Origin of the sequence: Synechocystis sp. FACHB-908 (genome assembly GCF_014698595.1) — a bacterium.
In the GTDB taxonomy this organism is placed as follows: Bacteria; Cyanobacteriota; Cyanobacteriia; order Cyanobacteriales; family Microcystaceae; genus Synechocystis.
This window is the reverse complement of sequence record NZ_JACJTH010000039.1, coordinates 44,946-63,912: the sequence shown is the minus strand read 5'-3', so window position 1 is coordinate 63,912 and position 18,967 is coordinate 44,946. Positions and strand designations below refer to the sequence as shown.

Genomic DNA, 18,967 nt, shown 5'->3' with positions numbered 1-18,967 from the left:
TGGAGGATATGCCGACAAAAATTTTAAGAATTCTTAAATACTTTCAGGCTGTTTAGACTATGACGATGATTTTATTCTGAGAGCCAATCAAAAACTAAGCCAAAATTAATTTGTAGACTGGAAGCAAAGGTTGGCACGGGTAAAATTTGCTCCGCTTGGTCAAAAATATTCGGCTGTTTTCCTGAAATATAGGTAAAAATAATTTGCTCAGCAGGATCAATTAACCAACCCATTTCGCTACCATGGTTTAAACAGTGGAGAATATTTCTAATTACCCTAGTTTGGCTTTGATCTGGAGAAAGAATTTCAATGGCCCAGTTAGGTGCAAGGGGAAAAAAGTTGGCAATTTTACCGTCATCATCCCTGGGAATATTGGACCAAGCAAAAACAGACAAATCCGGCACAATGGAGCGACCACCAAAAGTACAGCGCAATTCGGGAAACGCCCTAGCAATTTTTCGGTTTTTCAGGGATGAATTGATGACTGCAACCAATTCTCCTTGAATGACACTATGTTTTCCTTGGGGCATAGGTTTTTGAATAACTTGTCCTTCAACATATTCCTGTGCCGGTTTAGTTTCTGGCAAATCAAGAAAATCTTTTAAGCTAATCGATGGGGGTGCAATTTGCAGCATATTAATTCTGTAGTCATGGGTTAAGCAATTAAAGACTGATAAACTTCTAGGGTTTTACGGGCAGTGTTTTCCCAGGAAAAATCCTTAGACCTAGTTAAACTTTTTTGCCTTAAGTGATCCCGCCAATCCGTATCACTAACAATTTTTTCCAATGCTAACGCTAGAGCCTGGGTATCTTGGGGATCTACTAATACACCACTGTCTCCCATCACTTCTGGCAAAGATCCAGCCCCAGCAGTAATTATCGGTAAACCAAAGTTCATTGCCTCCACCACTGGCAAGCCAAAACCTTCATAAAAAGAAGGATAAACAAAAGCTGTCGCCCGTTGGTAAAATTCCCCTAGCCACTGGTTGGGCACATAGGCCAAACGATGAATCTGATCTTGATAGGCAGAATTGGCGATCGCCGTGAGAATGGGTTCATATTTCCAGCCCAATTGACCGATGAGCACTAACTGGTGGTGGGCCTTAGTGACTTGTTTGAATAAATTAAAGGCTTCGATCAAGCCAACCACATTTTTTCGGGGTTCCAGAGTGCTGACAAAAAGAAAATAGGGCACTGCAAAATTGTAGGGAATGGTGGCTAACAATGACTCATTTATGAATTTATTTTTTGGAGAACTTGGCTCTGTGGATAACTGTGAACCCCGGTAACGACTAGCTTGGGGAGTAACAAAAATTCGTTCTAGGGGAAACTGGTAATATTCGTTAATTTCCCGTTTTGTACTCTCTGCAAAGGTTAAAATTCCCTGGGCAAAGGGCAAACAACGCAAAATTCTTTGGTGGTAACGTTGCACAATGGGCGGAACGAATTCGGGAAATTTGAGAAAAGTTAGATCGTGAATTGTTAATAAATTGATGGCTTTTTGGCTAGGAAAAATATAATGGTCAATGCCATGGATAAGATCCGGTTTGTCTAGACGCTTCTCCAATAAATTCAAAATGGGATTGGGAAAATTAACTAGGCGATCGCTCAGGGTAACTGGCAACGGCAAACAAGTACAATCGGTGAATTCGGCCAGATGATGTTTTTTTTGCCAATTTCCTTGGCACCAATCTTTTAAGCCAGGTTGATAATAAATTTGTAGAGAAAATTGCCCTTGAAATTGTTGGCTATGTTGTAGTTCATTAAGGGCTCGCAGCAGACTGAGATTATAAAAACCGATACCACTCAATTGGCCCCGTATTGCTGTAGCATCCACACAAACTTTTAGCATCACCAATTAATTTTGCTCACTGTTGATCAATACTTAGCAAATGTCAAAATTTTAAGCACAATCTTTTTCCAGGGGGAGGGTAAAGTAAATCTCTGCCCCCCTACTAACCGCAGTATTGAGACCAATTTGGCCACCGTGGGCCTCGACAATGAGCTTGCAAACGTATAGTCCTAAGCCCAGCCCAAGGGGATTGTTCTCCCGATCGCCGCGCTGATAACGTTCAAAAACTCGGTCAGCGATGGCCAGATCCACACCCACCCCATTATCTTTGACCCGACAGGTTAGGGTTTGGTCTATGGCGGTAACCGTAATGGTAATGCTCAACGGTTGGGGCCGGGGTAAAGGATTGTATTTCAGGCTATTGGCCAATAAATTTTCCAGCACCCGCCAAATAAAGTTGGCATCTCCCATGATTGCGGGTAAATTTTCCCCCAGATTTAAATTAAGAGTTACTTCCTGCTCCCCCAACCCCAACGACCATTCCTCCGCAAAATCCCTCACTAGGGTGCCCAGATCAAGGCGTCGCAACACTAAGGGAACCCCCTGTTGTTCCCAATGCTGGCTTTCCACCAGGGAATTGATCAAGGCTAATTGACGTTCACAACTGCGGGCCATCTGCTCTAGGGTTTGGCGGGGCAGGGAAAGTTCCGTTTGATCTGGATCGGCCCGTTTAAGGCAGTTATTGAGCACCATAGATAACCCCAACACAGGATTACGGAGATCGTGGGACACCACCCGTAGGGAAACCTCCAGGGATTGTTCCGCCCGCTTCCGTTCTTGGATTTCTGCTCGTAGTTGATGTTTTTGTTGTTGTAGTAGCAGTTGGTGTTCAATGCGGGCCAGCACTTCTTCCATTTGAAATGGCTTAGTGATGTAATCCGCTCCCCCCAGGTTAAAGGCTTTGACTTTATCAAGCACATTATCCAGGGCACTGATAAAGATAATTGGAATTTCTTGGGTGTGGGGATTGGACTTTAGCCGGGCACACATTTCATAGCCGTTCATGGTGGGCATGTTAACGTCTAGCAAAATCAAGTCCGGCGGGGACTGCTCAATACTTTTGAGGGCAAAATTAGCATTCAATGCTTTACGGATTCGGTAACCATGGGCGGACAAAAGGTTGGCCAGCAAACGTACATTGTCCGGGGTGTCATCGACGATAAAAAGGGTTTTACAGTCCGGGCCCATGGCGATCGCCTGCGGGAATTGGTGGAGGGGGAAGAAAAGTTGAGTAAAAGTAGAAGTTGAACTGAATTTTCAACACCTGTTAGTACAGTTGGGAGCAATTAATTGGGTTACCCCGCTAGGGTCACCGCCCCAAAACTGGATTCAACCACTAGGAAAATCTGCTCAAAACGATATTCCCTGGCCCAGGTGGCCAATAGATGAGCTAAGGATGGGGACAAGGTCGGCAGGGACTCAACCAAGGTAATCAGGTCATCGTCATTGCATTCTAAAGCCATTTTTGCCATCTTTTGTCGCCAGGACTGGGGAGTTTTAGCCAATTGTTCTGATAGGGACGGAGCCGTTATCACAGGAAATGGCCGGAGAGGGGAAGCCGGTGGTTGCCCCTGGGAAGGTAAAGCCACGGCCAGGTGTTTAGCCAGAAGGGCAATCAATTCTTCGGGGCGGAAGGGCTTACTTAAAAAGTCGTCACAGCCGGCGCTAAGAATTTCGGCCCGTTCCCCTTCAAAAGCACTGGCGGTGAGGGCAATAATGATCGTATGTTGACCTTGGGGGCTGGCTTTAATTTTTTGAGTAGTGCTCCGACCATCCAGCACTGGCATTTGCATATCCATCAAAATTACCTGGGGATGCCAACTTTCCCACAGGGCGATCGCCATTTCTCCGTTTTCCGCTTCTTGGACAACAAAGCCCAGACTAGTGAGTAATTGGCGCAGTAGTAACCGACTTTCCGGGCGATCGTCCACCACAAGAACTTTTTGATTGTACTGATCTAACGGCGGCAGGGTAACCGCTGAAGTTTCCGGGGTTGGCTTGGGGGCCGCCATCACCTGCACTGGAATGGCAAAAAAGAAAGCACTACCTTGATCGACCTTGCTCCTGACTTGAATTTGTCCCCCCATCAACTGAACAAATTTTTGGCTAATGGGCAGCCCTAAACCATTCCCCTGACAAGACTTAAGCCCCGTTTCTGTCTGGGCAAAGGGTACAAACAGTTCATCCATTTCATGGGCAGCAATGCCCGGCCCCGTATCCGACACTAAAAAATGAAGCCAGATGGATGCTCCTTGACCTTCATCAGTCTGGGGAGCGGTCAGGCATTTAACCTTGAGGGTGACACCGCCCTGGGCAGTAAACTTAATGGCATTGGCCAACAAATTAATCAACACCTGCCGCAATTTGCCCCCGTCAGTCTTAATCCATTCGGGCACCTCCGGCGATCGCTCCACTTTAAGGAGGAGTTGTTTTTCCTGAGCCCTTAGTTGGAAAAGAGCCTGGAGATTATCCAACAAACGATGGCAATCAATGATTTTTTCATTGAGGGTGGTGCGCCCTGCCTCAATTTTGGACATTTCCAAAATGTCGTTAATTAGCTCTAATAAGTGCTCACCGCTCCGGTTGATGATATCTAAGGTGGGACGGTGGGGAGCCAAACTGGGATCCCGATGCAACAGTTGACTAAAGCCAATAATGGCGTTGAGGGGAGTGCGTAATTCATGGCTAATACTGGCCAAAAATTCCGTTTTAGCCCGATTGGCCGCATCCGCCGCTTCCTTAGCTTGGGTCAGGGTTGTCTCTGCTTGGTGCCGGGCCTGGGCGATCGCCAAAAATTGTCCCACCAGTTTGGCCAAGTTCAACTCCTCCGGGTTCCAACCATAGTTGTCGTGGAGATGAACCATGCTGATGTAGCCCAACACCTGGGCATCCTTAACCATGGGCACCACTAGGATGGATTTCACCAGGTCAAATTGCAGGGAGACCTTATCCATCTCAGCTTCCGGCGGCATTTGCTCCACATCCCTCACCAAAACGCCTTCACTATCCTGCAAATTGGCCCAGAGCCAAGGATAGGTGGCCACCGGTACTCCTTGAAAAGTTGATAACCGGGGGGCAATACCCACAGCACACCATTCTTCCGCCATGTGTAAACAGTCCTTGGCTGGGTCATGGTAAATCACATGGACCCGCTGACAGCCAAACAACAGCCCCAGTTGCTCTATGGCAAAACGCACCGCTGTGGCCCAGTCCTTTTCCAGCAAAGTTCTCGCAATTGCCCGCAGACAATCTTCCCGTTCCAACTTTTGCTCCAAAACCTCCCCCCGGCGATCGCCTATCCTCCTAGGATTTGACCCATCTCACCAGTTGGGGACAGCCCCAAAGTGATACCCTTAAAGATGGCAAATTTGACCAAAACTCAACAGTAATCCTGTAGTCTAACTATAAACAAATTCCTAGACAATCAGCATGGTAGCCGTAAAAGAAGCAACTAACGTTGGCAAAATTACCCAGGTCATCGGGCCTGTAATTGACGCCCAGTTCCCCAGTGGTAAATTGCCCCGTATTTATAATGCCCTTAAAGTCCAAGGCAGAAACTCTGCTGGTAACGAAGTAGCTGTTACCTGTGAAGTGCAGCAGCTTCTCGGCGATAACCAAGTCCGAGCCGTAGCCATGAGTTCCACCGACGGTCTCGTCCGGGGCATGGACGTGGTAGACACCGGGGCCCCCATCAGCGTTCCCGTCGGCACCGGCACCCTGGGTCGTATTTTTAACGTTCTTGGTGAGCCTGTTGACAACAAAGGCCCCGTGCCCGCTGGTGAAACTTTCCCCATTCACCGTCCCGCTCCCAAATTGGTGGATTTGGAAACCAAGCCCCAAGTATTTGAAACCGGCATTAAGGTAATTGACCTGCTTACTCCCTACCGTCAGGGTGGCAAAATCGGTCTCTTCGGTGGTGCTGGTGTGGGCAAAACCGTAATCATGATGGAATTGATTAACAACATCGCCATCCAACATGGTGGTGTATCTGTATTTGGTGGCGTAGGGGAACGGACCCGGGAAGGGAATGACCTCTACAACGAAATGATCGAATCCAACGTAATCAACGCCGACAAACCGGAAGAGTCCAAAATTGCTCTGGTGTACGGTCAGATGAACGAACCCCCCGGGGCTCGGATGCGGGTAGGCTTAACCGCTTTGACCATGGCGGAATATTTCCGGGATGTGAACAAACAGGACGTATTGCTCTTCATCGACAACATTTTCCGCTTCGTCCAAGCTGGTTCGGAAGTATCGGCTCTGTTGGGCCGGATGCCCTCTGCGGTAGGTTACCAGCCCACTTTAGGTACGGACGTTGGTGATTTGCAAGAGCGTATCACCTCCACCAAGGAAGGTTCCATTACCTCCATTCAGGCTGTGTATGTACCGGCGGACGACTTGACTGACCCCGCCCCCGCCACCACCTTTGCCCACTTGGACGGTACCACCGTGCTTTCCCGTGGTTTGGCCGCTAAAGGTATTTACCCCGCCGTGGACCCCTTGGATTCCACCAGCACCATGCTTCAGCCCTCCATCGTTGGGTCAGAGCATTACGACACCGCTCGGGAAGTGCAATCCACCCTGCAACGCTACAAAGAATTGCAAGATATTATTGCCATTCTTGGCTTGGATGAATTGTCTGAGGAAGACCGTTTGACCGTAGACCGGGCTCGGAAAATTGAGCGTTTCCTTTCCCAACCCTTCTTCGTCGCCGAAGTATTTACCGGTGCCCCCGGCAAGTACGTTTCCCTGGCTGACACCATCAAAGGTTTCAAAGCGATTTTGGCTGGTGAATTGGATGATTTACCGGAGCAAGCTTTCTACCTGGTGGGAGACATTGAAGAAGCTAAGGCCAAAGGTGCCAAGCTCAAAGAGGGTTAAGTTAATAACCTGGGGTCTAGGTTAGGAAATAGTTAGGGGGAATAGCAGTGGTTTTCTAGGATGACCATTGCCTGTTATCCCCCTTCTTCCTGGCCGGCGATCGCCAGTTGTTTGTATAGAAACGCTATCAAAGGGAAATTCCTAAAAATGACGTTAACAGTACGGGTAATCACACCGGATAAGGTAGTTTGGGATGAGGAAGTGCAGGAACTCATTCTCCCCAGCACCACCGGTCAACTGGGTATCCTCAGTAACCATGCTCCCCTGCTCACCGCTTTGGAAATTGGCGTGATGCGGGTGCGCCCAGGTAAAGACTGGCAGAATATTGCCGTCATGGGGGGTTTTGCCGAGGTAGAAAATAATGAAGTTAAGGTATTGGTCAACGGCGCTGAATTAGGCACCACCATTGATGCTGAATCGGCCCGCCAAGCCTACACCGCAGCCCAGGGGGCTTTGGAAGAGGCCAACCGGGGGGAAGATAAACCCAACCAACTGAAAGCTTCTAACAATTACAAAAAAGCTCGGGCTCGCCTGCAAGCGGCCGGTGGAGCCGTCTAGTCGGGACGGTTGTCGTTGGTCAGCACCATGGCCCAACCCAGCTTGGTTAACCAAAGTCTTCCCGGTGTTAAGCACTGTTAGCATTGGGGAGGCTTTTGCCTTGGCACTAGTAACCGTTTTTGCTTCCGCCCCAGTCCCAGTGGCCCATGGGGACTAGGAATGTCCGATCGCCTTGTTTGCCCTATGAAAAAACCTTGGAAAACTTCCCCAACAGTGGCTCCTAACGCTAAGCCCTGGCAACGATTCGTCCTGGTGGCCACCTTGGTGATGGCGATCGCCGTTTTTAGCAATGTTTATTTAACTCCAGCCATTGCCAGGGATCTGGAGAACCAACCCAAAACCCATGATCAGTTGACGTTTCCCCCCCTGCCGGAGATTAACCTGCCGGAATACGAACGTTACACTCTGCCCAACGGTTTGGTGGTTTATCTAATGCCTGACCGGAGACTGCCCCTGGTGTCGGGATCGGTGGTGATGCGGGCAGGATCCCGTTGGGAACCGGCGGATCAGGTGGGGCTAGCCCAGTTGACGGGCACCACCATGCGTTTGGGGGGAACAGAACAAAACTCCCCAGCCCAACTGAATAATTTATTGGAGCAAAAGGCCGCTGCCATTGAAACTAGCATTGGCACCTCTTCCGGTTCTGCTAGTTTTTCCTCCTTGAGCAAGGACTTTGACCTAGTCTTTGACCTATTTGCCCAAGTTCTCCAAACCCCAGCCTTTGATGAAGCCCAGATTGCCCTGGCTAAAAACCAACTTCGAGGAGCCATTGCCCGGCGTAACGATGACCCTGGAGATATTGCCAGCCGGGAATTTAGTAAAATGCTTTACGGCCCCACCAGCCCCTATGCCCGCACGGTGGAGTACCAAACCTTAGCCAATATCGACCGCCAGGCCATTATTGATTTTCATCGGCGCTACGTCCGTCCAGACCAGATGATTTTAGGCATTGTGGGGGACTTTGACAGCGAAACCATCAAACAAACCATTGCGGAAAGGTTTGGTAATTGGCAAGGGTCGGGGACTGTTCCCCAGTTGACTCCCCCCAGCGCTAGCCAAGTTAACGACAGTGAAGTTTTTTTAGTTAATTTGCCCCACGTTACCCAAAGCAATGTTCTTTTGGGACAAATTGGCGGCATGGTGGACAGCCCGGATTACGCTGCCCTGTCGGTGATGAATGGGGTACTGGGGGGTTTTGCAGGCCGGTTGTTTAACAATATTCGCTCCACCCAGGGCTTGGCCTATAGCGTTTCCGGTAGTTGGCAGGCTGCCTATGATTATCCCGGTTACTTTCTGGCTGGGGGTCCTACCCGCACGGAAACCACGGTGCAATTTCTCCAATCCCTGTTACAGGAGTTTGAAAAGTTACGCATCACTGAAGTAACCGCTGAGGAATTGGCCTATGCCAAAGATTCAATTTTAAATTCCTTTGTTTTTAATTTTGAAAGGCCGGGGCAAACCCTTTCCCGTTTGATGACCTACGAGTATTACGGTTATCCAGAGGATTTTATTTTCACTTACCAACAGGCGGTGATGGACACCACAGTGGAGGATGTGCAACGGGTAGCGGCTAAGTATCTCCAGCCCGAACAGATGATTGCGGTGATTGTGGGGCAAGGCGATCGCCTAAAGGATGAATTGGAAGCCCTAGACCGGCGGGTGCAAATGTTGGAAATTGCCATTCCCGAAGCTAGTAGTTAATTGGGCCATGGACCGCCAGGGGAAACAAAAAACGGCTCCAATAGAGGCTCTGGCTATGGGAGTGGTGGTCACTGGGCTAGCCCTGGACACTGCCTTGGGAGATCAATTACAAACTTGGACAAAGTTGTTACAGGGAAAAACGGCCATCAAGCCCAAGCAACCTTTTATAAACTTGCCATCGTTCCCCTTGGCATTACAGGGAAATTATCCTCGTTCCCTGGGACAATTGGTTCCGCCCTTGGTGCAGGCCGCCATTGATGATGCCCAACTTGATCCCGCTGAACAACCCTGGGGAGTGGCGATCGGTTCTAGTCGGGCTAACCAATGCCATTGGGAAGATTGGGTTGGGCGCAACATTAAGCCTCCGGTGGCCCCCAACTTTAAGCTTGTGGATTGGTGGCAGACTTTACCTGATCAGGCCGCCCGTTTAGCTGCCCAACTTCTACCGGAAGTAACGGTGATGCAATGCCCCATGGCCGCCTGTGCCACTGGGTTATGGGCGATCGCCCAGGGAGTGGAGTTAATTAGAACAGGCCATTGCCAACGGGTGTTGGCCGGGGCAGTGGAAGCCCCCATTACACCGCTCACATTGGCTGGTTTTAGCAAAATGGCCACGCTAGCACCGGATGGATGTTATCCCTTCGATCGCCAGCGCCAGGGTTTAGTGTTGGGGGAAGGGGGAGCTTTGTTAGTATTGGAAACCCGGGAATTAGCCCAGAAGAGAAAAGCCAGAATTTACGGTGAAATTTTGGGTTGGGGTTTTAGTTGTGATGCACTCCATCGTAGTACTCCTGCCTTTGATAACCACAGTGCCCAGCAAGCCGTGAAGCATTGCCTCACCCGCAGTGGTTTAACCCCAGAGCAAATTGACTTGATTCATCCCCACGGCACTGGCACTCTTTTCAACGATCAACGGGAGGCCGCTTTAATCCAAACTCTTTTTCCTCAAAATCCTCTCATTACTTCCAGCAAAGGGGCCACTGGCCATACCCTGGGCGCTTCCGGGGCGATCGCCGTAGCTTTGACTTTATTAAGCCTTCATCAGCAAAAATTGCCCCCCTGTGTTGGTTTGAAAGAACCTGAATTTCCCCTCAACTTTGTCCGCATTGAATCAGTTCAGCCAGCAACTAGCCCTTTAAACTATGGTCTCTGCCTCAGTTTTGGCTTTGGCGGCCAGAATGGGGCGATCGCCGTGGGACACGCACCACTACCAACAAAATGAACCGGACGTCAAGTCTCGTTGACAAAAATTAACATTATGTTTACTATAAAAAACATAAGGCTATGGAAACCCGACAGAATTCCTTTGCATGAACTATTAAGGGCACGGGTTCTAGGGGTTTCGGTACCTTCCATTGACATTGAGTTCTCCTAGATATGCCCTCGGTGATGCCGGGGTATTTTTTTGACCGTCTGAATGTTTTTTGTTTAATCCCGCTGGATGGACTTAATTAGTTCCCCCTGAGGGTTAACTAAATCGATCATCAATGGCATTTGTCCCGCTGCATGGGTAGAACAACTAAGGCAGGGATCATAACAACGAATACCCGCTTCCACCCGGTTTAAAAACCCTTCTTGCACATCATGATTGCGAATGTAGTGTTTGGCAATTTGGGCCACGGTTTTATTCATGGCTAAGTTATTGTTGCCCGTGGCAATGATCAAATTCACTTTCTTAATTAGACCATCTTCATCTATCTTGTAATGGTGGAATAAAGTACCCCGGGGTGCTTCGCTCACTCCCACCGCTTCGGTACAATTAATTTCTGCCTTAGCTCGACAATTTTTGGACAAAATATCAGGGTCAGCCATTAACAATTCGATGGCTTCTAAACAGGCAAGAATTTCCACCAAGCGGGCGTAATGATAAAAGAAAGAGGACGTGGCCACACCTCCAGCCCGTTGCCGATATTCTTCTAATTCTTGGTCTGCTTCCGGGGTGCCAATGTGATGACAAACATTAAGGCGGGCAAGGGGACCAACCCGATAAATGCCATCGGGATAACCCAGAGATTTGTAGTAGGGAAATTTTAAATAGGACCATTTTTCCACCGATTCACCAATAAAATCAGCGTAATTATCTTCACTGAGATTGTCCGCGACAATATTGCCTTCACTGTCGGTAAACCGCAGGGAGCCGCCATAATGTTCCCATTCATTATTTTTCCCAACTAAGCCCATAAATAGGGAGGGAAATTTGCCAAATTCTGCCACTTCTGTTTGGAAGCGGTCCAACATATTTTTAAACAAATTTAAGGCTAAATAAACGGTTTCTTTTGCTTCTGGTAAACGGTCCACAATCCATTGTCTGCCTTCTTCCGACAACGGCGATCGGACTCCACCGGGCACTGACCAAGCAGAGTGGATTTTTTTAGCTCCCAAAAGTTCAATTACCGTTTGGCCAAATTGCCGTAACCGAATACCTGCCCTAGCTAAATCGGGGTCAGCAGCAATTAAACCAAACACATTGCGAGTAGCGGGATCACTGTCCCAACCAAGCAGAAAATCAGGACTGCTGAGATGGAAAAAACTTAGGGCGTGGGATTGGGTAATTTGCCCTAAATTCATTAAACGGCGCAGTTTTTCCCCGGCTGGAGGGATTTGCACCGCCAGTAACTTATCCCCGGTTTTAGCCGCACAGAGCAGATGGCTAACCGGACAAATGCCGCAAATACGGGCGGTAATACCAGCCATTTCCCACATGGGACGACCTTCGCAAAATTTTTCAAAACCCCGATACTCCACCACATGGAAACGAACATCATCTACGTTGCCCTGGTCGTTGAGGAAAATGGAGATTTTGGCATGGCCTTCAATCCGGGTAACGGGATCGATAACAATGGTTTTAGACATGGGATTGATTATTGTTGATTTAGATATTTTTTGAGCAGTAAATATAGAAAGCCGGATCTTGTAATAAATATTCAGGAATTTAAATCAATCTAACTACTGTTAGCAATAACTAATTTTATTCTAGGGAAATTTTGTTGTACGGAATTGAACAGTTTTTTGTCACAGGTATAAAAATCTATCTGCATTTTTTCTGCTAAAGCTAAATAATGGACATCATAGGCGGCTGACAATTGAAACTTTTCGGCGATCGCCAAAGCATCCTGGTGTAGTTCTGAGTTTGAATAAAGTTCAATGCCGAGATTAAAACTTTCTGTAAGAGCAATTTGGGCTTGAGTGTAGTTAATCTGATTGGTCTTGTTTAAACGCCACAAAACATTAGTCACCTCATAGTTGATTAGATCAGGAGCAACAATTTTAGTATTTGCGTTACACCATTTATTCCACATCTCAAGATAGATAGTTTCTTCATAATACCCAACAAGAAGTCGGACAATAAAATTTGAGTCAATACAAATTGTGAAAGAAGTTTGGTTGGTCATACCTAAAAATCATTTTCCAAAACAGGCTTGTAGAACATCTTGGGTTCTTTCCTCACGCATTTCTTCGATGATTTCATCTATAGAAAGATCAAAAGGTTTTCCCTGACGAGAAGCATAAATTTCTTGGCGATTGGTTTCAATTTTCCCCAAAACCTCCTGCCAGTTGCTATTTTTTTCTGCCAAATGAGTTTCCAATAACTTTTGCTCCTCTGGGGAAAGACTTTGAATTATTTGAACCAAGGATTCTACTAATTGGGTATTCATTATTAAATCTCCTGAATAGCTATTTTGCAAACTGTTTAGAAAACTTGAATTTTAACCAAATTTGATCATTGCTCGCCCTTCCATGAGGGGATGTTCCCCATTTAATAATGGTTCTAGCGTTGCTCGAATACGGTGGGCATCGGGAGGACAACCGGGCATAAAAATATCCACCGGAATAACCTCATGTAGGGGAATAACCTTGTCTAATAGAGGCGGCACAATACCAGGTTCATCGGGCAGTTGAGGCGTCCCATCTCCCAGTTCAATATAGGCTCGGCGCAGAACCGGATCGCTACCTTTGAGCATATTACGCATACCGGGGACATTGGCGGTTACAGCACAGTCCCCAAAGGAAATTACTACCTTCGTTTTCTGTCTCAACTCCAAAGCTAACTCTAAATTTTCTTCGTTGGCGATCGCCCCTTCCACTAGGCAAACATCCACATTGTCCGGGTATTCCTTGAGATCAGAACCAACGGGACTGAAAACCACATCAACTTTTTGAGCGAGATCAATGAGCCATTCGTCCATATCAAGGAAGGACATATGACAGCCGGAACAACCAGCGAGCCAAACGGTAGCAAAACGAATTTTAGCCATGATTAAAAGTTTAGAAATGATGTTAAAAGTTCTTAAAAGTTCAACCTACCTGACCCATTCCTTTTCTTTACGGGCAGTGGCTAAAAACTCCACCTTACGGCGATCGCCAATTTTTTCAGCAGTAGTTTCTCCTTTATGGAAGATAGAACCCGTGGGACAGGCATCCACACATTTGCCACAGGAAGTACAGGCATCAACGGTTCCCCAGGGCTGATTTAAACCAGAAACAATTTTGCATTCTGCGCCCCGGTAAGCCACATCCCAAACGTGGGCTCCCTCAATTTCATCGCAAACTCGCACACAACGGGTACAGAGAATACAACGGTTATGATCAATGCCAAACATGGGATGGGATAAATCCACTTCTCGCTTGGGAAATTGATATTTAAATCGGCTGTGATCCATACCCACCGTAATGGCCATATCTTGCAATTCACAGTTGCCGTTAGCCACACAAATGGCACAGACATGATTGCCTTCGGAAAAAAGTAATTCCACTGTCATACGTCGGTAATTTTGCAATTTTTCTGTGTTGGTGTGGACTACCATTTCTTCGCTCACAGCGGTAACGCAGGCGGGCATCAATTTATTCGTGCCTTCCACTTCCACCATGCACAAACGACAGGCTGCCGCTTCTGAAATCCCTTCTAAATGGCAAAGGGTGGGAATGGGAACCCCTGCTTCTTTAGCCGCTTGCAAAATACTTGCGCCTTCTTCAATGGCGATCGCCTTATCATCAATGGTTAAAGTAACAACAGACATTGGCCAAAAACTCCTTTGAAAATGAATTAACTAAATTGTTGAAGTAGCCAACGCATGACTTCTCCATGATTCGTTTGGCGTGTTTTTTGCAACGCCTCTTCCAAAACAGCTAAATTTAATCCAGGTAAAACTAAAGATTCTCGAATTTGGTAGCTCCCTTGGTTTTCCATTTTAAACCCCATGATTTTAGTGGCCTTCACATCCACAATCCAATATTCTTTAACGCCTAACTCTTCATAAAGTAGCCGTTTTTTTCCTTGATCATCAGCTAAGGAAGTATTGGCAATTTCGATAACTAAATCTGGGGGAGGATAATCATTTAAATTGACAATACCTGTTCCAGAGGGGATAGCCATAGCATTATCCCCCACATGGCAAGAAATATCAGGTTGTACCTCCCAATGACCGGGTTTACGATAACTACAGGTATCATTTCCGTTGAGCGGAATTTTCTTAAAAATTGCATACAGACTAATAGCGTTACTAATTAGGTAATGGTCTCTTGAATGATCGTTACCAACGGGAGACATTTCAATTCTCAACTGGTTTTGATAGTAGTAGAACTTTGCTTTGTCATAATCGGGATTTTCAGTGGCTTGGATAAATTCTTCCCAGGTGGCCTCAGTCCAAGTGTCACTTTTGATGGGAGCAGTTAAAACATTCATGGTGTTTCAGAAAAGTTAACTGAGTGGATAAATTACCGAACTAGACTTTGAGTAATTCTTCATATTCATGACGAAAATAGCGCAGGGTACTTATTACCGGATTAGGCGCACTCATCCCCAATCCACAAAGGCTAGTTTCCTTAACCATATGGCAAAGATTTTCTAGTTTGATCAAGTCTTCTTGGGTAGCTTCCCCTTCTAAAAAGCGGGTTAAAAGGTCATAAAGTTGCACTGTGCCCGCTCGGCAGGGAATACATTTGCCACAGGATTCCGATTTGCAAAAATCCATATAAAACTGGGCCACGTCCACCATATTGGTGCTTTCATCCATGACAATCATGCCCCCGGAACCCATCATGGTGCCCAGGGCTAATAGGGTGTCATATTCGATGGGAGTATCCAATTTATCGGCGGGGATACAGCCTCCGGAAGGGCCCCCAGTTTGCACTGCTTTGACTTGGCCACCATTGGGTACACCGCCCCCCATTTCCTCCACCACTTGTCGCACGGTGGTTCCCATGGGCACTTCAATCAGACCAGCGTTTTCCACTTTTCCTGTGAGGGCAAAAACCTTGGTGCCTTTACTTTTTTCCGTACCAATGGAGCCATACCAATCTCCCCCTTCCCGAATGATGGGTACAACGTTGGCGTAGGTTTCCACATTGTTAATCAGGGTGGGACTTTGCCACAAACCCGATTGGGCTGGATAGGGTGGTCTTGGTCGGGGCGTTCCCCGTTTTCCTTCCACTGAGGCAATTAATGCTGTTTCTTCACCGCAGACAAAGGCACCGGCTCCTACTCGTATATCAATCTTGAAATCAATGGGAGAGTCAAAAATTTGGGTGCCCATCAGGCCATAACGTTTAGCCTGTTGGATCGCTTTTTGCAGTCGTTGGATAGCTAGGGGGTATTCCGCCCGCACATAAATGTAACCATGGTTAGCCCCCACTGCATAGGCGGCGATCGCCATACCTTCGAGGATGCGATGGGGATCACTTTCCAACACACTGCGGTCCATGAAAGCACCGGGATCGCCTTCGTCAGCATTGCAGATGACATATTTTTGCTGGCCGGGCATTTTGGCCACTGTGGCCCATTTCAAGCCGGTGGGATAACCGCCCCCACCCCGACCCCGCAGACCACTTTTGTTCATTTCCACGATCACTTCCTCTGGGGTCATTTCATAGACAACCTTATGAAGCTGTTCGTAGCCCCCTAGGGCGATGTATTCATCAATGGATTCGGGATCAATCCGGCCTGAATTTTCCAAAGCAATATTCCTTTGCAGGGCGTAGAAGGGATGGTGGGGATCACCACTGATTAAGCCTGTTTCTGCAACTGCATCGGGTTTCTGCAATTTTTTGACAATATCCCCCACCTGGTCTGGGGTAACAAATTCGTAGAGTTGATTCCGGTCATCCACCGCCACTAGGGGGCCCCGGCCACAAAACTTCATACAGCCTACCCCACAGACTTCCACTTTTTCTTCCAATCCTGCTGCGGCGATCGCCGTGGTGAGATTTTTTTTCACCGTCTCCCCTTCAGAAGAAAGACAACCGGCAGCACTACAACAACGAATGCGAATTTTTGTTTGTTTCTCACGGCTTTTGGTGGCAATTTCCTTTAATTCTTTAATGTCCATGGGGTTTAAGCTCAATAACAACAAATCAAAAAATCAACTAGAAAAGATCAAGCAATCACCTGATACTTAATATCCGTTAACTGTTACTTAACCAAGGTTGTATCGCCGCCAATACCGCTTCGTCATTCTGCTTGCCCAACACTTTGCCGTCATAGACCACGGCTGGGGCAATGCCACAGGCTCCAATGCAACGGGCCGTCACCAAGGACATTTGTCCATCCTCTGTCGTTTCCCCCGGTTTCAGATGGACTTCCTGATCTAGGGTTTTCAGCAAATCCCCCGCCCCTTTAACGTAGCAAGCCGTTCCCAAGCAGACCACACAGGTATGTTTCCCACTGGGTTTAAGGGAAAAAAGATGGTAAAAAGTCGCCACTCCAAACACCCGGCTGAGGGGTAATTTAAGCCCCCGGGCTACGTAGAGCAGAACATCCTCTTCCAGGTAGCCAAAAATTTCCTGGGCTTTATGCAGGATTTCAATGAGGGCATCCTGATTAAATTGGTTGCGCTTCATGGTGGCGTCTAACACCTTAAAACGCTTGTCTCCACTAGGATGGGCCGCAGATGGGGGCACAGTTTGGCGATCGGTGGCAACGGTCATGGAAAAATCCTCAAAAAGGAGCAATACAGCAGATAAAAGATGATTGGGAGAGCCTAAACCAGGTAAATTTGATTGCGAAAGTTAGCCTGATTTTCACCCTTAGTCGGGAAAGAATTTGTGTGCCTCCACAATCTTGCCCACAATAACGAATGGAATCTCTAGTTGGTTGCCTTCATTGTTACATCAACTTTTAAAAAGTGAGCAAATCTTTAGCTTTCTTCAATGTCGATTACTTAATCGGGATAATTTAGACAACGAAAAAGTTGTTTTAAGCAACAAAAATAGTTCAAATAAATTGCACTAGATTTTGTTAATATTTCGTAACTAAATTAATATCGATTACTTCCCTTTAGTGAATAAAGTTAAATATTGCTTGCCATTGTTGGTGGGATTTTGTACATTGAATACATGGAGCCGAAGGGCTTCACTGGCAGATAAAAACAGCCACTTCCGTCCGAAAACCCTAGTTTAACAAGAGAGGTAAAACCGAGCTGTTTCTTTCTAAATCTGTCTCGTTTGTTTCTCAGTTCATCGCTCAGATGACGGACAACACCCAAACCGAAAATAGTCGCAACCCCAATTGCTAGCCATGGGAGATAGGCACTGACCTTGTATTAGGTATTTGCAGCTCCGGTCATGCTCGAAGAAAGGAGGGTAAGTCGAACTAGTTACTAGGTTCTGGGTGTTGTTTGGAAGTGATTTCTAGGGAAAATATAAAGAAAAGAAAATATAAAGAAAAGAGGATAGGAGAAATCTATTTTTTATGGTGAGAGGATAAAAGTTGAGTATTGTCGATGAGTAGTTCGCCGAAGGTATTGAATCCTCAGGGCAAGCCATATGCTAGTGACACGAGTGATGAGGAGTGGAAGGTAATTGAGCCCAAGTCACCAGCCCAGCACCAAAAGGATTTGGGCATCCTAGAGAGTTAGACCTACGAGAAATAAATTATCAATGCCATCTTTTATTTACAGCGCACAGGATGTCAATGGGAGATGTTCCCCTATGATTTCCCTCCCCCATCAGACAGTATATAAATATTTTCACAAGTGGCAAAGGAAGGGAATTTGGCAACAAGTTCATGATGGATTACGTAAAGAGGTGAGAAAAAAGATAGGAAGAACTCCCAACTCTACTGTGGCAATGGTGGACTCCCAATCCGTTAAAACAACGGAAAAAAGGGGGAGGTATATGACTTTGATGGTGGCAAGAAAATTAAAGGACGTAAACGGCATATCGTAATTGAGGTCGTTAAGCGTTCATCTAAGGAATTTGAACTTTTAGCCGAGTGTTGGGTGATAGAGCGTACTTTTGGTTGGTTAAATCGCTATCGGCGATTAAGCAAGGATTACGAACTTTATACCGAAATAAGTTAAGCAATGATTTATGGTGCCCTCATCCGTATAATGCCTTCTCGTATTACTTTTTAATTTTTACTTCAGAAACTAGCTCTTAGTTCCATTTGGGATTCTAACCGTTGCATTGCTAAAGTACCTTCATGTAGTCTTCTTTCTTCCTCTAAATAATCTTGGTACATTTTCTCGGATTTGATATTTTCTCGTGCATTCTGTATATTTTCAGATGATTGTCGTAGATTTGTTGCAAGAAAGAAGACAAGACCAAACAAAGAAAAAAGAACAACTGTGGGCAAAGATTCTATAGACGGAAAAATATCGATTTTATTTTTTGGTTTCAAATTTGTTTTCTGGTCTTTCACTCTCTCTTCGCTAAAACCACACTAATAACATATGTCCCTAATGAAATAGAACTGGCATGTTTTAAAGATGAGCCACATTGGGGTTATTTTTTGTTTATTTTATTTTACTCTTTGCTAGGATAAATATCGGCATACTTAGGCATTAATTGTTACCTGTGACCGAAATTTTATATTTAATCCTCACTACCTTAAGACTAGACTAAATTTTTAAAATGGACAAATTTTTTTAAAATTTAATGAACGAGAATTATTATTTGCAAATTGGCAATAATAGTCTGAAACCTAAACTATGTAATTCTGAGCACACGCAGAGCTTGGGGTAAAATAACCACGGTTGA

At 46.4% G+C, this 18,967-nt stretch carries 18 protein-coding genes and 1 pseudogene; 6 read left to right on the top strand and 13 right to left on the bottom strand.

What is annotated here, in order from left to right:
* Nucleotides 1–71: 71 nt before the first annotated feature.
* From H6G46_RS15310 to H6G46_RS15300, 3 genes are read right to left on the bottom strand one after another with little or no spacing between them, the layout of a single operon-like run.
* A complete protein-coding gene (locus H6G46_RS15310) occupies nucleotides 72–635 on the bottom strand; it encodes a Uma2 family endonuclease (protein ID WP_010872708.1) in 564 nt (187 codons plus the stop codon).
* A gap of 20 nt (nucleotides 636–655) precedes the next feature.
* Nucleotides 656–1,852, bottom strand: coding sequence for a glycosyltransferase family 1 protein (locus H6G46_RS15305; protein ID WP_041425818.1), 1,197 nt, complete (start codon nucleotides 1,850–1,852; stop codon nucleotides 656–658).
* A gap of 51 nt (nucleotides 1,853–1,903) precedes the next feature.
* Nucleotides 1,904–2,983: a hybrid sensor histidine kinase/response regulator gene (locus H6G46_RS15300; protein WP_230401109.1), complete on the bottom strand. Its 1,080-nt coding sequence runs from the start codon at nucleotides 2,981–2,983 to the stop codon at nucleotides 1,904–1,906.
* Between H6G46_RS15300 and H6G46_RS18530 the strand changes: the two genes are divergently transcribed.
* Nucleotides 2,957–3,100, top strand: coding sequence for a hypothetical protein (locus tag H6G46_RS18530; RefSeq protein WP_223211387.1), 144 nt, complete (start codon nucleotides 2,957–2,959; stop codon nucleotides 3,098–3,100). The two genes, H6G46_RS15300 and H6G46_RS18530, sit on opposite strands and share 27 nt — an antisense overlap.
* A 47-nt stretch (nucleotides 3,101–3,147) precedes the next feature.
* Here H6G46_RS18530 and H6G46_RS15295 read toward each other — a convergent pair whose 3' ends face one another.
* Entirely contained in the window at nucleotides 3,148–5,127 is a 1,980-nt protein-coding gene (locus H6G46_RS15295; RefSeq protein ID WP_020861772.1) for a response regulator, read from the bottom strand.
* A 154-nt stretch (nucleotides 5,128–5,281) separates the two neighbouring features.
* Here H6G46_RS15295 and atpD point away from each other — a divergent pair, with 154 nt between their 5' ends.
* The 4 genes from atpD (at nucleotide 5,282) to H6G46_RS15270 (ending at nucleotide 10,214) form a co-directional block, all read left to right on the top strand.
* A complete protein-coding gene (gene atpD / locus H6G46_RS15290; RefSeq protein WP_010872712.1) occupies nucleotides 5,282–6,733 on the top strand; it encodes a F0F1 ATP synthase subunit beta in 1,452 nt (483 codons plus the stop codon).
* A 147-nt stretch (nucleotides 6,734–6,880) separates the two neighbouring features.
* On the top strand, nucleotides 6,881–7,291 hold the full coding sequence (gene atpC, locus H6G46_RS15285) for an ATP synthase F1 subunit epsilon (RefSeq protein ID WP_010872713.1): 411 nt from the start codon (nucleotides 6,881–6,883) through the stop codon (nucleotides 7,289–7,291).
* Between the two features lie 183 nt (nucleotides 7,292–7,474).
* Nucleotides 7,475–8,992 (top strand): pitrilysin family protein, encoded by a 1,518-nt coding sequence (locus tag H6G46_RS15275; protein ID WP_223211367.1) that lies wholly within the window; start codon nucleotides 7,475–7,477, stop codon nucleotides 8,990–8,992.
* A 7-nt stretch (nucleotides 8,993–8,999) separates the two neighbouring features.
* Entirely contained in the window at nucleotides 9,000–10,214 is a 1,215-nt protein-coding gene (locus H6G46_RS15270) for a beta-ketoacyl-ACP synthase (RefSeq protein ID WP_010872715.1), read from the top strand.
* A 206-nt stretch (nucleotides 10,215–10,420) separates the two neighbouring features.
* Here H6G46_RS15270 and H6G46_RS15265 read toward each other — a convergent pair whose 3' ends face one another.
* From H6G46_RS15265 to hoxE, 8 genes are all read right to left on the bottom strand, one after another.
* Nucleotides 10,421–11,845, bottom strand: coding sequence for a Ni/Fe hydrogenase subunit alpha (locus tag H6G46_RS15265; protein WP_010872716.1), 1,425 nt, complete (start codon nucleotides 11,843–11,845; stop codon nucleotides 10,421–10,423).
* A gap of 89 nt (nucleotides 11,846–11,934) precedes the next feature.
* Nucleotides 11,935–12,384, bottom strand: a complete 450-nt coding sequence (locus H6G46_RS15260) for a type II toxin-antitoxin system VapC family toxin (protein ID WP_010872717.1) — start codon at nucleotides 12,382–12,384, stop codon at nucleotides 11,935–11,937.
* A 9-nt stretch (nucleotides 12,385–12,393) separates the two neighbouring features.
* Nucleotides 12,394–12,678 (bottom strand): hypothetical protein, encoded by a 285-nt coding sequence (locus tag H6G46_RS15255; protein WP_223211368.1) that lies wholly within the window; start codon nucleotides 12,676–12,678, stop codon nucleotides 12,394–12,396.
* Between the two features lie 21 nt (nucleotides 12,679–12,699).
* Nucleotides 12,700–13,248, bottom strand: coding sequence for an oxidoreductase (locus H6G46_RS15250; RefSeq protein ID WP_010872719.1), 549 nt, complete (start codon nucleotides 13,246–13,248; stop codon nucleotides 12,700–12,702).
* Nucleotides 13,249–13,293: 45 nt separating this feature from the next.
* Nucleotides 13,294–14,010, bottom strand: a complete 717-nt coding sequence (gene hoxU, locus H6G46_RS15245) for a bidirectional hydrogenase complex protein HoxU (protein WP_010872720.1) — start codon at nucleotides 14,008–14,010, stop codon at nucleotides 13,294–13,296.
* Nucleotides 14,011–14,036: 26 nt separating this feature from the next.
* Nucleotides 14,037–14,675, bottom strand: a complete 639-nt coding sequence (locus H6G46_RS15240) for a Uma2 family endonuclease (protein WP_010872721.1) — start codon at nucleotides 14,673–14,675, stop codon at nucleotides 14,037–14,039.
* Nucleotides 14,676–14,715: 40 nt separating this feature from the next.
* Nucleotides 14,716–16,317: a bidirectional NAD-reducing hydrogenase diaphorase subunit HoxF gene (gene hoxF / locus H6G46_RS15235; protein WP_010872722.1), complete on the bottom strand. Its 1,602-nt coding sequence runs from the start codon at nucleotides 16,315–16,317 to the stop codon at nucleotides 14,716–14,718.
* A 76-nt stretch (nucleotides 16,318–16,393) separates the two neighbouring features.
* Nucleotides 16,394–16,915, bottom strand: a complete 522-nt coding sequence (gene hoxE / locus H6G46_RS15230; RefSeq protein WP_010872723.1) for a bidirectional hydrogenase complex protein HoxE — start codon at nucleotides 16,913–16,915, stop codon at nucleotides 16,394–16,396.
* Nucleotides 16,916–17,709: 794 nt separating this feature from the next.
* Here hoxE and H6G46_RS15225 point away from each other — a divergent pair.
* A pseudogene (locus H6G46_RS15225) lies at nucleotides 17,710–18,288 on the top strand (IS5 family transposase).
* Nucleotides 18,289–18,350: 62 nt separating this feature from the next.
* Here the strand turns inward: H6G46_RS15225 and H6G46_RS15220 are convergent.
* Nucleotides 18,351–18,629: a hypothetical protein gene (locus tag H6G46_RS15220; protein ID WP_020861773.1), complete on the bottom strand. Its 279-nt coding sequence runs from the start codon at nucleotides 18,627–18,629 to the stop codon at nucleotides 18,351–18,353.
* Between the last annotated feature and the right edge of the window lie 338 nt (nucleotides 18,630–18,967).

Coding starts and splice junctions, on each gene's coding strand:
- H6G46_RS15310 (WP_010872708.1), bottom strand. CDS start 635: ATGCTGCAAATTGCACCCCCATCGATTAGCTTAAAAGATTTTCTTGAT.
- H6G46_RS15305 (WP_041425818.1), bottom strand. CDS start 1,852: ATGCTAAAAGTTTGTGTGGATGCTACAGCAATACGGGGCCAATTGAGT.
- H6G46_RS18530 (WP_223211387.1), top strand. CDS start 2,957: ATGGGCGGACAAAAGGTTGGCCAGCAAACGTACATTGTCCGGGGTGTC.
- atpD (WP_010872712.1), top strand. CDS start 5,282: ATGGTAGCCGTAAAAGAAGCAACTAACGTTGGCAAAATTACCCAGGTC.
- atpC (WP_010872713.1), top strand. CDS start 6,881: ATGACGTTAACAGTACGGGTAATCACACCGGATAAGGTAGTTTGGGAT.
- H6G46_RS15275 (WP_223211367.1), top strand. CDS start 7,475: ATGAAAAAACCTTGGAAAACTTCCCCAACAGTGGCTCCTAACGCTAAG.
- H6G46_RS15270 (WP_010872715.1), top strand. CDS start 9,000: ATGGACCGCCAGGGGAAACAAAAAACGGCTCCAATAGAGGCTCTGGCT.
- H6G46_RS15265 (WP_010872716.1), bottom strand. CDS start 11,845: ATGTCTAAAACCATTGTTATCGATCCCGTTACCCGGATTGAAGGCCAT.
- H6G46_RS15260 (WP_010872717.1), bottom strand. CDS start 12,384: ATGACCAACCAAACTTCTTTCACAATTTGTATTGACTCAAATTTTATT.
- H6G46_RS15250 (WP_010872719.1), bottom strand. CDS start 13,248: ATGGCTAAAATTCGTTTTGCTACCGTTTGGCTCGCTGGTTGTTCCGGC.
- hoxU (WP_010872720.1), bottom strand. CDS start 14,010: ATGTCTGTTGTTACTTTAACCATTGATGATAAGGCGATCGCCATTGAA.
- H6G46_RS15240 (WP_010872721.1), bottom strand. CDS start 14,675: ATGAATGTTTTAACTGCTCCCATCAAAAGTGACACTTGGACTGAGGCC.
- hoxF (WP_010872722.1), bottom strand. CDS start 16,317: ATGGACATTAAAGAATTAAAGGAAATTGCCACCAAAAGCCGTGAGAAA.
- hoxE (WP_010872723.1), bottom strand. CDS start 16,915: ATGACCGTTGCCACCGATCGCCAAACTGTGCCCCCATCTGCGGCCCAT.